Raw genomic sequence first — 14710 nt, forward strand, 5'->3', positions numbered from 1 at the left:
GATGAAACTGAATAAGTCCAACCTCAACCGCCTCGCCCCCGAAGTGGCCCTGCCCGCCTACACCCTGAGCGACACCCGCCAGGGCATCGCGCACATTGGCGTCGGCGGTTTCCACCGAGCACATCAGGCGTACTACACCGACGCCTTGATGAACACCGGCGAAGCACTGGACTGGGCCATCTGCGGGGTTGGCCTGCGCGCCGAAGACGGTCGTGCCCGGGACGATCTCAAAGAACAGGATTACCTGTTCACCTTGTTTGAACTCGGCGATACCGACGACACCGAAGTGCGGGTCATCGGCGCCATCCGCGACATGCTGCTGGCCGAAGACAGCGCCGAAGCGCTGATCGACAAACTGGCCAGCCCCGAGATCCGCATCGTCTCGCTGACCATCACCGAGGGCGGCTACTGCATCGACGACAGCAACGGCGAGTTCATGGCGCATCTGCCACAGATCCAGCACGACCTGGCCAATCCGAACGCACCGACAACCGTGTTCGGCTTCCTCTGCGCCGCGCTGGCCAAACGGCGTGCAGCCGGCACGCCCGCGTTCACGCTGATGTCCTGCGATAACCTGCCACACAACGGCGCGGTGACCCGCAAAGCCTTGCTCGCATTCGCCAGCCTGTGCGATGCCGACCTGCGCGACTGGATCGAGCGCAACGTCAGCTTCCCCAACGCCATGGTCGACCGCATCACACCGATGACCAGCACCGAACATCGTCTGCAACTGCACGACAAACACAGCATCGACGACGCCTGGCCAGTGGTCTGCGAACCGTTTGTGCAGTGGGTGCTGGAAGACAAATTCGTCAACGGTCGCCCGGCCTGGGAAAAGGTCGGCGTGCAGTTCACCGACGACGTCACGCCTTACGAAGAGATGAAGATCAAACTGCTCAACGGCAGTCACCTGGCCCTGACCTACCTGGGGTTCTTGAAGGGTTACCGTTTCGTTCACGAAACCATGAACGACCCGCTGTTCGTGCGCTACATGCGCGCCTACATGGACCTGGACGTGACGCCGCAACTGGCGCCGGTGCCGGGCATCGATTTGACCGAGTACAAAAACACCCTGGTGGCGCGCTTCTCCAATCAGGCGATTGCCGATCAGCTGGAGCGGGTGTGTTCGGACGGTTCGTCGAAGTTTCCGAAATTCACCGTGCCGACCCTCAACCGCTTGATCGCCGATGGCCGCGAGACCAAACGTGCGGCGCTGGTGGTGGCGGCCTGGGCGCTGTACCTCAAAGGCGTGGATGAGAACGGTCAGACCTATGCAATTCCGGATCCGCGGGCGGCGTTCTGTCAGGCGCTGGTGGCCGATGATGCATTGATCACCCAGCGGCTGCTGGAGGTCGAGGACATTTTCGGCACGGCGATTGCGCGTTCGCCAGAGTTCGTCGCGGCGTTCGAGTGGTGCTGTAACAGCTTGCGCGAGGTTGGCGTGACGCAGACGCTCGAACGAGTGCTGGCCGTCTGATCATTCCCACGCTCTGCGTGGGAATGCAGCCCGGGACGCTCCGCGTCCCATCCAGAAGCGGACGCGGAGCGTCCATTGATGCATTCCCACGCAGAGCGTGGGAACAATCTTCGGTAGGGTGTTTCCATGGCAAACCAACAACTATTCCTGGGCATCGACTGCGGCACCCAAGGCACCAAGGCCGTGATCCTCGACGCACACAGCGGTCAGGTCCTCGGTCAGGGCGCTGCTGTCCACAGCCTCATCAGCGGCCCCAATGGCCGTCGCGAGCAGGACACCGCCCAGTGGCTGGAAGCCTTTACCCAAGCCACCCGTCGCGCGTTGCTCGCCGCGGATGTCGATGGTCAGGCCATTCTCGGCATCGGCGTTTCCGGCCAGCAACATGGCCTGGTGCTGCTCGACGATCACGGCCAGGTACTGCGCCCGGCCAAGCTCTGGTGCGATACCGAATCCACCCCGGAGAATGATCGTCTACTGGCTCATCTAGACGGTGAAAAAGGCTCCCTGGAACGCCTCGGCATCGTTATCGCGCCGGGCTACACCGTGTCCAAGCTGCTCTGGACCAAAGAACAGCACCCGGAAATTTTCGCCCGGATCGCCCGCATCCTGCTGCCCCATGACTACCTCAACTATTGGCTCACCGGCCTCAGTTGCAGCGAGTACGGCGACGCCTCGGGCACCGGTTATTTCAACGTGCGCACGCGTCAGTGGGACTTGCAACTGCTGCGCGACATCGACACCAGCGGGCGCCTGCAAGCCGCGCTCCCGGAGCTGATCGATGCCCACCAGCCGGTCGGTACGATCCTGCCAGGCATCGCCGAGCACCTGGGCATCAACCCCAAGGCCCTGGTCTCCAGCGGCGGTGGCGACAACATGATGGGCGCGATCGGCACCGGCAACATCAAGCCCGGCGCGATCACCATGAGCCTCGGCTCTTCGGGGACGGTCTACGCCTATGCCGAGCAGGCGCACGTCAGTCCGGACGCCTCGGTGGCAACGTTCTGTTCCTCCAGCGGCGGCTGGTTGCCGCTGATCTGCACCATGAACCTGACCAATGCCACCGGCGCGATTCGCGAGTTGTTCGAACTGGATATCGAGCAGTTCAACGCCTTGGTCGAACACGCGCCGATTGGTGCTGAAGGCGTGTGCATGCTGCCGTTCCTCAATGGCGAACGCGTTCCCGCCCTGCCCCATGCCAGCGGCAGCCTGCTGGGGTTGACCATGACCAACCTGACCCGGGCCAACCTGTGCCGCGCCGTGGTGGAAGGCACCACCTTCGGTTTGCGTTACGGGCTGGACCTGCTGCGCCACAATGGCTTACAAAGCCGCAGCATCTGCCTGACCGGCGGCGGCTCAAAGAGCCCGGTGTGGCGGCAGATCGTCGCCGACATCATGCACACGCCGGTGATTTGTACCGAACACAGCGAGGCCGCGGCGCTTGGCGCAGCGATTCAAGCGGCGTGGTGCAAGTCTTGGGCAAACGGCCACGAAGACAGCCTGGCGGACTTGTGCGAGCGCTGCGTGAAGCTAGACCTGGCCAGTGAAACCCTGCCGATTGCAGAAAATGTACAGGCCTGTCAGCAGGCCTACGAACGCTATCAACAGCATGTCGCAACCCTTTAAAGAGCGAGCAACTATGTATCTGGTGTGTGGTGAAGCGCTATTCGATTTCTTCAGCGAAGACGATGCCAGCGGCCTGGCGTCCAAAGTGAATTTCAAGGCAATTGCTGGCGGCTCGCCGTTCAATGTGGCGGTGGGTTTGCGCCGCTTGGGCGTGGATGCCGCGCTGTTTGCTGGCCTGTCGACCGATTACCTCGGCCGCCGCTTGCAGCAAGTGCTGCAGAATGAAGGCGTGCGCCCGGACTATCTCGTGGACTTCGCCGCGCCGACCACGCTGGCGATGGTGGCGGTCGGAGCCAATGGCTCGCCCCACTACAGCTTTCGTGGCGAAGGCTGCGCTGACCGGCAATTGAAACTGGAGCACCTGCCAGCACTGGGGCCTGAAGTGCGCGGCTTGCACATTGGCTCGTTCTCGCTGGTGGTGCAACCGATTGCCGATACCTTGCTGGCGCTGGTACAGCGTGAAAGCGGCAAACGCCTGATCAGCCTCGACCCGAACGTGCGCCTGAATCCCGAGCCGAACATCGAGTTATGGCGTTCACGGATCGCCACCCTGGTGGAGCTTGCCGACCTGATCAAGGTCAGCGACGAAGATTTGAGCCTGTTGTATCCCGAGCAGGATCCGCAGCGCGTGATCGAAGGCTGGCTGGAGCATCGCTGTCAGCTGGTGTTCCTGACCCGTGGCGGTCAGGGGGCGACGGTGTTCAGCCGGGCTCATGGCACATGGTCGGTGCCGGCCTGTTCGGTGAAGATTGCCGACACCGTTGGGGCTGGCGATACCTTCCAGGCGGCGCTGATTACCTGGCTGACCGAGCAGCAGCTGGATTCGGTCGAGGGTGTGCAGCGGCTCAGCCGTGAGCAGATTGACGGGATGCTCAGGTTTGCGGTGAGCGCTGCAGCGTTGACCTGCAGCAAGACCGGGCCGGATTTGCCGTATCGGCGGCAGTTGAGCTGAAATACACGCCCCCATACCTCCTCTGCTATGGCAGGTCCTGATTTCAGGGCCTGCCGGTGGACATGAATAAAAGACAACCTGCATATTTTTTGGGCGCTGTATCTTTTCGCTCATTATATTTTTTAGATATATTCTTATTGCAATTTAAAAACTACAAACCCAGGCAAAAGATAAGCGGTTATTGACAACCTTACATCTTTATATTTGAAGTAAATTTATAGCATTTTACACTTGTAACTATTCCAAAAAAATAATGACACGTAGCCAATTACAACCAGGTAGTTACTTGACCGCCACATGCCTTCAACTAGTATCTTTTCCACGCACGGCGCAGGTAAGGACAATTGCTGTGCGAATCCTTAATACCACCACAACAGGAAAAGGAACTCCAACATGGAAAGTGTCGCTATCTCAGCTGCCCAAATTAACTGGAACGGCGGACAACGTATAACGCTCACCGCAGGAGATACAGCCACCTGTACCGCACTTAGCCCAGGCCAGCTTTATGGCATCTTTATCTACAACTCCGCGCAAAATGACAACAACTCGACTGTCTCCGTGAACTGGAGCAACAGCCAGCCGCCCGTACCGATCACGGTGCCTGGCACCACGGCCAACGCAGGCTTGGCATCGTTGGGTTTTGTCTCGGGCACCGATACTCAAACCGTTTCGGTCTCACTGTCCAGCAACGCCGGTAAATCACAGGTCGAAATCTGGCTGGGAAGTGTCAGCATGCCGACCAATACATCGGGGCTGACCAATTATCCGCTGCCGGCCGATGGTGAGCAGCATCCGTTCAACAAGTACACCCGCTACTATGCGGTCCCCCCATCGAAATGGATGAACCTGACGATCACCAGCACCATTACACAGTTCCTCTCCTGCCAGTTCCGTGAGGCGCAGGCGACTGTGTTCGTCGTCAATGAGACTTCAAACGGCCTCCTTGCCAATCAGGTTACCAACATTGGGCCTACTGCCAGTGCGGCTGGGAACGTCAAGATCGTTTACTCGCAGATTCAGAGCATTACCAATAATCTGCAAGGCGACGGTACGCAATGGGTCTGGATGGATGCTGACAGCCAGCAAGACTCTCAGAGCGCGACCATTTCCTTGCAATCGCTTTGAATTTATTGGCTGAGCCATAAACGAAGGCCCCATCTGTGGGGCCTTCGTTTTATCTGGTGTAGCGGTCAATTGCCTCGAAAAGTGCCTGTATTCATCGCGCAAAACCTCAGCTATAGGGGAAAGCCCTACAAGCGTCAGGCCCCTGACCTACGGCATTTGCGCCTTGAATGTGGCTCTTTAATATTGCACCATCCGCCCCTGCTTTTTCAAAGGACGGAATTCAAGGCATGCTGGACGCAAACGCAACCCATATCTCCCTCACCCTCGAAGGCGTTTCCGTCGACCTTCAGGTGCTCAGCTTCGTCGGCCGCGAAGCCCTCAACCAGCCGTTCTGTTTCGACATCGAACTGGTCAGCGCCCGCCCCGACCTGAAACTCGAAGAGCTGCTGCACAAGCCCGGCTGCCTGACCTTCGGCGCCACCGGCCAGGGCAAAATCCACGGCCTGGTGTACCGCATCGAGCAAGGCGATTCAGGCAAGAGCCTGACCCGCTACAGCATCAGCCTGGTGCCGCAACTGGCCTACCTGCGGCACAACCACGACCAGCAGATTTTCCAGCAACTCAGCGTGCCAAAGATCATCGCCCAGGTCCTCGAGGCCCGGGGCATTCTGGCCGACGCCTACAGCTTCCAGCTCGGCGCCATCTACCCCGAGCGCGTGTACTGCGTGCAGTACGACGAATCCGACCTGCATTTCATCCAGCGCCTGTGCGAAGAGGAAGGCATTCACTTCCACTTCCAGCACTCGGCCAGCGGCCACAAGCTGGTGTTCGGCGATAATCAGACGGTGTTCCGCAAACTGGCGCCGGTGAGCTACCAGCAGGACTCCGGCATGGCCGCCGAAAAACCGGTGATCAAACGCTTCAACCTGCGCCTGGAAACCCGCACTACCCGCGTCAGCCGCCGCGACTACGACTTCGAAAAACCGCGCCTGTTGCCGGAAAGCGCAGCCAAAAGCGCGTTCGCCCCGGACCTCGAAGACTACGACTACCCCGGCCGTTTCACCGACCGCGCGCGCGGCAAGCAACTGGCAACCCGTGCCCTCGAGCGCCATCGCAGCGACTACCAACTGGCCGAAGGCAAAGGCGACGAACCGACCCTGGTCAGCGGCCACTTCCTGGCCCTCAGCGAACACCCGCGCGCCGAGTGGAACGACCTCTGGCTGCTGCTGGAAATCGTCCATGAAGGCAAACAGCCGCAAGTGCTCGGCGAGAACATCACCAGCGACGTCACCGACAGCAAGGACGATTTCCATCAGGGCTACCGCAACCGCTTCCTCGCCACCCCGTGGAACGCTCATTACCGCCCTGCCCTGGAACACCCGAAACCGCAAGTGCTGGGCAGTCAGACCGCCTTCGTCACCGGCCCGCCGGGGGAAGAAATCCACTGCGACGAATACGGCCGGGTCAAGGTGCAATTCCACTGGGACCGCGACGGCCAGGCCGACGACAAGACCAGCTGCTGGCTGCGCGTCGCCAGCGGCTGGGCCGGCAACGCCTACGGCGGCATCGCCATCCCGCGAGTCGGCATGGAAGTGCTCGTCACCTTCCTCGAAGGCGACCCCGACCAACCGCTAATCACCGGCTGCCTGTACCACAAGGAAAACGTCGTCCCCTACGACCTGCCGGCGAACAAGACCCGCAGCACCTTCAAAACCCTCAGCTCGCCGGGCGGCAAGGGCTACAACGAGTTTCGCATCGAAGACAAGAAAGGCGCGGAACAGATCTACCTGCACGCCCAGCGCGACTGGGATGAAAACATCGAGCACGACCAGAAAATCCGCGTCGGCAATGAACGACACGACACAGTCGAGGCCAATGTGTTCAGCGAGTTCAAGGTGGAAGAGCACCGGATTACCCATCTGGACCGCAAAACCGAAGCACGGGCGGATGATCACCTGACCGTGGGCGTGACCCAGCATGTGAAGGTGGGCACGGCGCAGTTTGTCGAGGCGGGTCAGGAGATTCACTACCACGCTGGGGAGAAGGTGGTGGTTGAGGGGGGCATGGAGCTCACGGCCAAGGCTGGCGGTAGCTTTGTGAAGATTGATGCGGGGGGTGTGACGATTAGTGGGGCTGAGGTGAAGGTGAATTCCGGTGGCGCTCCTGGCGCGGGTACGGGGATTCAGATTCTCGCCCCGATTATCCCGGGAGCAGCCGCAGCCGCTATTTCGGGGCAACTGTTGAGCGCCCCACCGGTTGGAAAATTCAACGCCACCGCTGATTCGGCGCCATCTGTGGTGGAAGAAGAGCTTGAAGAAGAGGAAGAAGAAGTCGAGGTGGAAGACATCACCTTGCGGGTTGGGGTGTTCTTCGATGGGACGGGTAATAACCGAACCAACAGTGAGCGTGTCTTCGGTTGTTTTGCACCTGATGTAAACCTGCAGGACATGGCTGAAGAGATTCGCAAGTACTGTGCTTCTTACGGTTACGACGGCAAGGGGAGCTCCCCGGATAACAGTTACGGGAATGACGTCAGCAACGTGGCCAGGCTGTATGACCTTTACTTAGACCAAAGGGGCATAACACTGCCGATTGATGCCAAGACCGCAAACCTGTCCATTTATGTGGATGGGATAGGTACCAGCAGTACTGCCGAGGATTCCACCTTTTCGCAAGGTACAGGTTTAGGCGCGCAGGGCGTCAGGACCCGAGTCGAAGAAGCACCACAGCTTATTCTCAAGGCTATCCGGGCCTTTCAAGAGAACAATCCCGATAAGCGCGTGGAGAAAATCGAGTTCGATATTTTCGGTTTCAGCCGTGGATCTGCAGCGGCAAGGGACTTTGCCAACGAGGTATTAAAAGGCAGTCAAAGTATTCTCGCCAAGGCGTTACCAATTGGGTCGCCGATATTATCTGAAAGCTTTGGCTGGAAACCACACTCCGACGTTTCCATAAATTTTATTGGCGTTTACGACACTGTCGCGGCCATTGCCAATCCTCTGGTAGGGGACTGGACTGGTAATAACGCCGACAACCCTGGGATCAACATCATTTTGGCCCCAGACGCGGCTAAGAAAGTCGTCCAATTGGTCGCCCGAAATGAGCGCCGTTATAACTTCGCCCTCAACAGTCTTGGCGCGGCGGATATTGTCTTGCCTGGTGTGCATTCAGACCTGGGTGGTGGTTACTTACCTAAAGCAGTGGAGCGCATCTTGCTTAGCAAACCACGAAAAAGCGAGGTTGAAGAGAAAGTTCATTTTGCTGAGGCCAACAGTTACAAGCTTGCCCAGCAGGACTTGAGACAGCTTCAAGACCAACTGGCCCAATATCACCTTTCTTTGGAGGTTAGAACTTGGGAAGTGCCGTTTCGTAGCACTGACAAAGACAATCGCAAAAACATGAAACACGTTTATGCAGCAGTCAGCAGTCAGCGCGAAGTCCGCAGTGATTTGTCCTTGATCTACTTTCGGATCATGCGCAAATTGGCCGTGGAAAACGGGGTACCGTTTGGCGAGATTGACGAAGGCGAGCCGCGACTAACACTACCTGCGGAACTCGTTCCCATCTCCGAAAAACTGATGACATATGCTCAGGGAAAAAGTAAAACAACTGGACTGACTTCGCAGGAGGAAGAACTGCTGTTCCAGCGATATGTTCATATCTCCGATAACTGGAACGCTGCTAAAAATCGAAATAATAGCGACCTTAATATAGTATTCATTAATCGACCAGACGAAAACTCTGTGCGCACGGTGCATCCCAATGAGTAATTTCATACGTGTCGCTATTGCCGCTTTTCTGCTCAGCGGTTGCACCTTTGCTAATAGTCAGTCACTGCCCTACAAATCTTGGTATCTAGGGTTCACGGCACCCGATTACATGGAAGTTTGGATCGAGTCGGCGGATGTGGTCGATATTCAGGAACAGGTGTATCCACGTGCGATGAGTGGTGTAGCGTCGATATTAACGCCCCCCAACAACTCCGGCGATCCTAGAGGTTGGCCGAAAAGAGCTGGCATCGGCAAAGGCAAAAATGTAACAGGGGCCGATTTACCCAAACAAATTTATGTCCGCTGGCAGTCGCTGGCCGAACCGCAAACTTACCAAATGGTGATTAACATTCCAGAGTCGACTCGGGAGATCATGCGCAAGGGTGAAAGGGTGTTCTGTGCTGCCGATGGAAAATGGATCACCGGATATCGTGAGTCAATCGGTATAAGGTTGGTCCCCGGAGGCATTGCCAAAGTCTGGGTAGGCGGTCCCTGCATGACACCGATCGAAGTGACTACGGTAAAAGCCGTGATTGATCCGCGTGGCCCGTATGAAGGTAAGTCTGGAGGTCACTACCGGCCCCTTTCAGCGGTTTCCAAAGCCTATGTCGAAAAGTTTGGCGTGCCGTATGGCTCTTGGTAGCGACAGTGCCCGACATTCGTAACTTCCTAATCGCCATCGTCGCGTTTTTGCTCAGCGGGTGTGCACTCGTTGATAGCCGTTCTTTGCCGTATGACGCATGGTGCTTGGGGTTTTCAGCCCCCGACTACATGGAGGTCTGGATCGAAACAGCCGATGTCGTCGACATTCAGGACCATGTGTTTCCACGTGCGGCGAGTGGCATCGCATCAATGCAAGCGCCTCTCAACAACGCGGGCAATCCACGTGGCTGGCCGAAAAGAGGGGCTGCCGGGGGCGGAAAACGTGTGACAGGAGCCGACTTGCCCCAACAGATCTATGTCCGCTGGCAATCGTTGGTCGAGCCGCAAACCTACCTGATGGTGATTAAAATCCCGGAGGCTACCAGGGACATCATGCGCAAGGGTGAAAAGGTTTTCTGTACCTTTGATGGGAAATGGATCACTGGTTATCGTGATTCAATCGGCATAAGGCTGGTTCCCGGAGGAGTCGCCAGAGTCTGGGTAGGTGGGCCTTGCATGACACCGATCGAGGTGACGACGGTAAAAGCCGTGATTGATCCGCGTGGCCCGTATGAAGGTAAATCTGGAGGTCACTACCGGCCCCTTTCAGCGGTTTCCAAAGCCTATGTCGAGAAGTTTGGCGTGCCATACGGCTCTTGGTAACGCTCATCAAACCCTTCACAAACAAAGCTACCCCCACAGGCAAGCCAGCTTCCTGTGGGGGTGAACCGTCAGACCGGCGCTTTCCACCCCATCATCCGCTGCTGCGCAACTTGCAGCAGGTCGTAACCATCCTGAGTCAGCAAATAAAGCGCATGGGTAATGTGCGGGATGTCCTGAACATCACCGTGTTTGAAACATAGGCAGTGGAGAGTTTCAAGTAACTGGCTGGAGGCGCGGATGCGCTGGAGGGCGGATTCGAGGATGTCTTGGGGATTGGCTTCTGTGTCGATCACCAAGGGGTTTGAGTCGGTTATATCGCTTTTGATTGAACGATAACGATCGGGAAACGGATTTATCGTTGGCATAGTAATTACTCGGCATTAATTAGTAATCGCCAGCACCGTGACCAAACGATGGGTGGCGGCTGTGCACAGGCTTGGTCAACCGATAACGCCAAATCGGCTCGCCCGAAGGCGTCCCGCACACAGCCGCCATTACAACGCAATACGAGACGTAGAAGTCCGCAGTGCGAATGAGGGCACAAATATGTGCGACGTTAACAGGTGACCAAACCTGTTCGCTGATTTTGCAGCGACGCCAAACAGTAACCGCTGGAAACCAGCCGGCGAAAGACGACAACACGCCCGAGCCTGTAGGAACGGGACGAAGCTTTCTTGGGATTTATTACGACTCACGGGCAGTAATGTAGGACCCGACAACAGAAGGGATTTCTCCGAATGCAAACACCATGGAAGTACATCATCGCGGCACTGCTAGCCGTCCCAGCCTACGCGCAACCACTCCAGACAATCCTCACCTGCCCTTTGGTCGATAGAACTCAGGTGTCCTTGCTGGCGGAAACGAATGCGCAAGGCCAGCGCCTGTTTGTGAAACTCGACAGCAAAATCCAACCGGCCTTTACCGACATCCCGGATTTCGACTTTTTCGGCGAAGTCTTCCTGGCAAAGTGTGTTTCTTCCAGCCTGATATTCGCCTTCGCATACGGCTCGCCATATTTAAAAGGCGTCGTTTTGCGCAAAAACCCTGTCAGTCACACCGTCGAGCGAATCGATTTTGCCGAGAAGGCGCTACCACGTTGGATGTACCTCGGACGAGAGCAGATCCGGCTGGTCATTCCTAATATCGGGTATGAAGTGTCGGCGAAGTTTCTGGTCTATGACTATGTTGCGGGAAAGGGGCAGCTGGAAGGACCCGCTGGGATAGAGACGCCTCCAGATCGACGTGGGTTCAAGGTTGTGCGCCTCGAACAGATGACCGCACAACCGGCACGCAACAACCATTAGCCCGCTACTTAACCTTCGATTAATCCTGCGGTCCAAAACTTTACTGGACCGCACTCCCTCAGCACCCTCTGACGCCCGGTGCGGCAGGTTCGACGCTCTCGCATCGAACTGACTTCCCCTCTGCACTGGAGCCCCATCATGAACATGCGAGCATTACTGATCACCACTGCCCTCACCTGCACCGCGATCGCAGGTTTCGCTCAAGCCGACGACACATCGCCCTCCCAGGCCGTGCCCTATCACTACGGCATGCCGCTGCATGTGGGCAAGATCGTCTCCATGACTGAACCGTCGACGCTGGACTGCCAAGTGGTCACGGCGGACATGAAGTACATCGATAGCACTTCGGGTAAACCTGCGGAAATTACCTATCGAAAACTTTCTGACGCGTGCAATTATCAGAGCTGACAGACGATTCTGATTCGGCACTTGGCGGTAGGCCTGCTGGGATTCTGACGCTATGCTTTGACGTCCCCTCTACCGCCGAAAGGATTCGCCATGCCGTTCTCGTTTCGCACGCTGTCGACGTTCACCGCCGCGCTTTGCTTTCTGCTGGCGCTGGTGTGGGGTTTGATGCCGCAATGGTTGCTGGCGATCTGGAGTATCGAGTATTCGTCCGCGGCGGGTTTTGTGGCCAGGCGCAGTGCGGTGCTGTTCGGCGCGCTGGGGGTGATGTTTTATCTCGTGCGGCAGGCACCGCCCTCGGCGGCGAGAAGTGCGATATGCAGCGGCTTTATCGTTGGCTGTTTCGGTCTGGCAACGCTGGGCTTCGGCGAATGGCTCAATGGTCATGCCGGGCCGGGTATTTTGCTGGCGATCCTGGTTGAATCAGCGCTGGGCCTGGGGTTTATCCAGACCCGGCGCGTATCGGTCGAACTGGGTGAAACGGCCGGTTAATGGGCTTTTGATTTTGCACTGAACACTTGGCTATGGGTTTTGTGCTCAAGGTCGGTGCGCAACTCGGCGATCAGATTATTGATCTCCCGACAGCCGTTGAGGTGATGGGCGTCTATGCCGGTGACGAACAGGTCGACATGGTCGGTCTCGTTATCCGAATACACCTTGACGGTCATCGACAGATCCGGCGACAGGGTGCATTGGCAGCGTTTCGGGAGAAAACTGCTTTCAACGATATTGCGTAGTTCCAAGGCAGAAAGAAACATGGCCACCCTCTCGGTATTGTGAGATTGCCAATCAAAAATCAATGTCGGTTGGAGCGCAGATCGCCCATTCTTTTCTTCTTTGCGGGCTTAATCGTTCCAACGTCCGACCGTTTTCTTGTTTCAGAGCCGACTCACCGGGATCGCGGTCAGCTCAAGACAGCTTCAGCATAAAACATGCCCAGAATTTCGCCCTGCGGCTCGTCGGCCAATCAGGGGTTTAACGAAGCAGGCAACACATCGCACCATGCAAAATGCAAGAAAGGACTGTTTTCGACTCCTGCATTTTGCAACCCATCTCTGATGGCGGGTTTGCATTGACCGAGGACGGCAGTGAGAATGCGGCCATCTGTTCAGTATCCGCTGACCCCACGCACACGCAAGGAGGCATTATGGGTGCTTTGCCCTTTAATACGACCGTCGGGCTGATAGTTACCGTTCTGTCGTCCGTTGCCCAGGCCGCGACACTCGAAGACGTCGCGCCGTATCCCAAGCCGGAGAGCGGCTTTACCCGCCAGGTCATTCACCTCGCCCCGCAAAATCAGGAAGACGGCTATCAGGTCGAAATCCTGGCCGGCATGACCCTGACCGTCGACTGCAACCGTCAGCGCCTGGGGGGGATGCTTGAAGAAAAGAACCTCGATGGCTGGGGCTATCCATTTTACCGGCTGGAAAAAGTCACCGGCCCGATGAGCACCTTGATGGCCTGCCCTGACGGCAAGAGCAAGAAGGACTTCGTGCCGGTGGTCGGTGACGGTTTCCGGCTGCGTTACAACAGCAAACTGCCGATCGTGCTCTATGTGCCCAAAGACGTCGAAGTGCGCTACCGGATCTGGTCGGCGTCGAACCGCGTCGAGAAAGCCGCTCAGGAATAATCCGCCCATCCCTTATGCCGGGGCGCCACTCAATGCGGCGCGCTCGGCCACATGGCGCAAACTGTCGAAGTTGATATTCGCGCCGGAATCAATGGCCACCAGAGTCTGTCCCCGGGCGCCGGTTTGCGCCACGTACTGCTTGATCCCGGCCACGGCCAAGGCGCCGGAAGGTTCGGTGATCGAGCGGGTATCGTCGTAGATGTTCTTGATCGCGGCGCAGAGCTCGTCGTTGCTGACGGTCAGCACTTCATCGACACAAAACCGACAGACCTCGAAACCGTGCGCGCCAATCTGAGCGACGGCCACACCATCGGCGAAGGTGCCGACGGTTGGCAGCACAACCCGTTCGCCGGCCTGTAAGGCCGCCTGCAAACAGGCGGAATGTTCCGACTCGACGCCGATGATGCGCACTTCCGGGCGCAGGTATTTGACGTACGCGGCGATACCGGCGATCAAGCCACCACCGCCCACCGGCACAAAGATCACATCCAGCGGCCCTTGGTGCTGACGAAGGATCTCCATGCCGACGGTGCCCTGCCCGGCGATCACATCCGGGTCGTCGAAGGGCGAGACAAAGGTGCGGCCGGTTTGCTGCGCCAGGTCCAGCGCATAAGCCAGGGCGAACGGAAAACTCTCGCCGTGCAGCACCGCATCGGCTCCCCGGCTGCGCACGCCCGCTACCTTCAGTTCCGGTGTCGTGCAGGGCATGACGATGGTGGCGGCGATCCCCAATTCGCGTGCCGCCAATGCGACGCCTTGGGCATGATTGCCCGCCGAGGCGGTGATCACGCCTCGGGCCTTCTGTTCATCGCTCAGGTGCACCAGCTTGTTGTAGGCGCCGCGGATCTTGAAGGAAAACGTCGGTTGCAGGTCTTCACGCTTGAGCAGGATCTGATTGCCCAACGCCTCGGACAACGCCGGTGCCGCTTGCAACGGCGTGCGCACCGCCAGTTCGTACACCGGCGCGGCGAGGATCTTTTTCACGTAATGCTCAAGCAAACTCTGCTGGGCGGGGGTGCTGTTCATGGTCGCCTCCTGACTTTGATCGGAGCCCAAGAGACAGAAAGTAAAAACCCGCCTCTAGGGCGGGTTGGGTGCTGCAGTCGTGAGCTAGCCCGCCAAATAAGGAATGGCGGTAATAATGCTTGGCTGGCAGCGCAATACGGTGGAAGTCATGGC

13 protein-coding genes and 1 pseudogene are annotated in these 14710 nt (G+C 57.7%); 11 read left to right on the top strand and 3 right to left on the bottom strand.

The features are described 5' to 3' along the window. Nucleotide 1: 1 nt before the first annotated feature. The 7 genes from AC1D2Q_RS06415 to AC1D2Q_RS06445 all read left to right on the top strand — a co-directional run bounded on the left by AC1D2Q_RS06415 (nt 2) and on the right by AC1D2Q_RS06445 (nt 10192). Nucleotides 2-1477 (top strand): mannitol dehydrogenase family protein, encoded by a 1476-nt coding sequence (locus AC1D2Q_RS06415; protein WP_477812637.1) that lies wholly within the window; start codon nt 2-4, stop codon nt 1475-1477. A 126-nt stretch (nt 1478-1603) separates the two neighbouring features. Then, nucleotides 1604-3100, top strand: coding sequence for a xylulokinase (xylB, locus tag AC1D2Q_RS06420; RefSeq protein ID WP_477812638.1), 1497 nt, complete (start codon nt 1604-1606; stop codon nt 3098-3100). A 13-nt stretch (nt 3101-3113) separates the two neighbouring features. After that, nucleotides 3114-4052, top strand: coding sequence for a carbohydrate kinase family protein (locus AC1D2Q_RS06425; RefSeq protein ID WP_477812639.1), 939 nt, complete (start codon nt 3114-3116; stop codon nt 4050-4052). A 393-nt stretch (nt 4053-4445) separates the two neighbouring features. Next, complete coding sequence (locus AC1D2Q_RS06430; protein ID WP_477812640.1) at nt 4446-5177, top strand: hypothetical protein; 732 nt, start codon at nt 4446-4448, stop codon at nt 5175-5177. 227 nt (nt 5178-5404) lie between these two features. Then, complete coding sequence (tssI, locus tag AC1D2Q_RS06435; RefSeq protein ID WP_477812641.1) at nt 5405-8887, top strand: type VI secretion system tip protein TssI/VgrG; 3483 nt, start codon at nt 5405-5407, stop codon at nt 8885-8887. After that, a complete protein-coding gene (locus AC1D2Q_RS06440) occupies nt 8880-9530 on the top strand; it encodes a DUF2931 family protein (protein ID WP_477812642.1) in 651 nt (216 codons plus the stop codon). Before tssI ends, AC1D2Q_RS06440 begins: the two co-directional genes overlap by 8 nt. A gap of 14 nt (nt 9531-9544) precedes the next feature. Then, a complete protein-coding gene (locus tag AC1D2Q_RS06445) occupies nt 9545-10192 on the top strand; it encodes a DUF2931 family protein (protein ID WP_477812716.1) in 648 nt (215 codons plus the stop codon). A gap of 68 nt (nt 10193-10260) precedes the next feature. Here the strand turns inward: AC1D2Q_RS06445 and AC1D2Q_RS06450 are convergent, their stop codons facing one another. Next, nucleotides 10261-10557 (bottom strand): hypothetical protein, encoded by a 297-nt coding sequence (locus tag AC1D2Q_RS06450; RefSeq protein WP_105341879.1) that lies wholly within the window; start codon nt 10555-10557, stop codon nt 10261-10263. A gap of 372 nt (nt 10558-10929) precedes the next feature. On the opposite strand from AC1D2Q_RS06450, the gene AC1D2Q_RS06455 reads away from it, so the two are divergent. The 3 genes from AC1D2Q_RS06455 to AC1D2Q_RS06465 all read left to right on the top strand — a co-directional run bounded on the left by AC1D2Q_RS06455 (nt 10930) and on the right by AC1D2Q_RS06465 (nt 12393). Further along, nucleotides 10930-11496, top strand: coding sequence for a hypothetical protein (locus AC1D2Q_RS06455; protein ID WP_477812643.1), 567 nt, complete (start codon nt 10930-10932; stop codon nt 11494-11496). A gap of 138 nt (nt 11497-11634) precedes the next feature. Further along, nucleotides 11635-11904 (top strand): DUF2790 domain-containing protein, encoded by a 270-nt coding sequence (locus tag AC1D2Q_RS06460; protein WP_477812644.1) that lies wholly within the window; start codon nt 11635-11637, stop codon nt 11902-11904. 90 nt (nt 11905-11994) lie between these two features. After that, nucleotides 11995-12393 (top strand): hypothetical protein, encoded by a 399-nt coding sequence (locus AC1D2Q_RS06465; protein ID WP_477812645.1) that lies wholly within the window; start codon nt 11995-11997, stop codon nt 12391-12393. On the opposite strand, the gene AC1D2Q_RS06470 is transcribed toward AC1D2Q_RS06465, so the two are convergent. Further along, entirely contained in the window at nt 12390-12659 is a 270-nt protein-coding gene (locus tag AC1D2Q_RS06470; protein WP_477812646.1) for a DUF1652 domain-containing protein, read from the bottom strand. The genes AC1D2Q_RS06465 and AC1D2Q_RS06470 overlap by 4 nt on opposite strands. A gap of 389 nt (nt 12660-13048) precedes the next feature. On the opposite strand from AC1D2Q_RS06470, the gene eco reads away from it, so the two are divergent. Continuing rightward, complete coding sequence (gene eco, locus AC1D2Q_RS06475; protein WP_477812647.1) at nt 13049-13531, top strand: serine protease inhibitor ecotin; 483 nt, start codon at nt 13049-13051, stop codon at nt 13529-13531. A gap of 30 nt (nt 13532-13561) precedes the next feature. Here eco and ilvA read toward each other — a convergent pair. Next, a pseudogene (gene ilvA, locus AC1D2Q_RS06480) lies at nt 13562-14557 on the bottom strand (threonine ammonia-lyase, biosynthetic); the annotation flags it as partial. Between the last annotated feature and the right edge of the window lie 153 nt (nt 14558-14710).

The organism is Pseudomonas sp. P1_A1, from assembly GCF_056406935.1.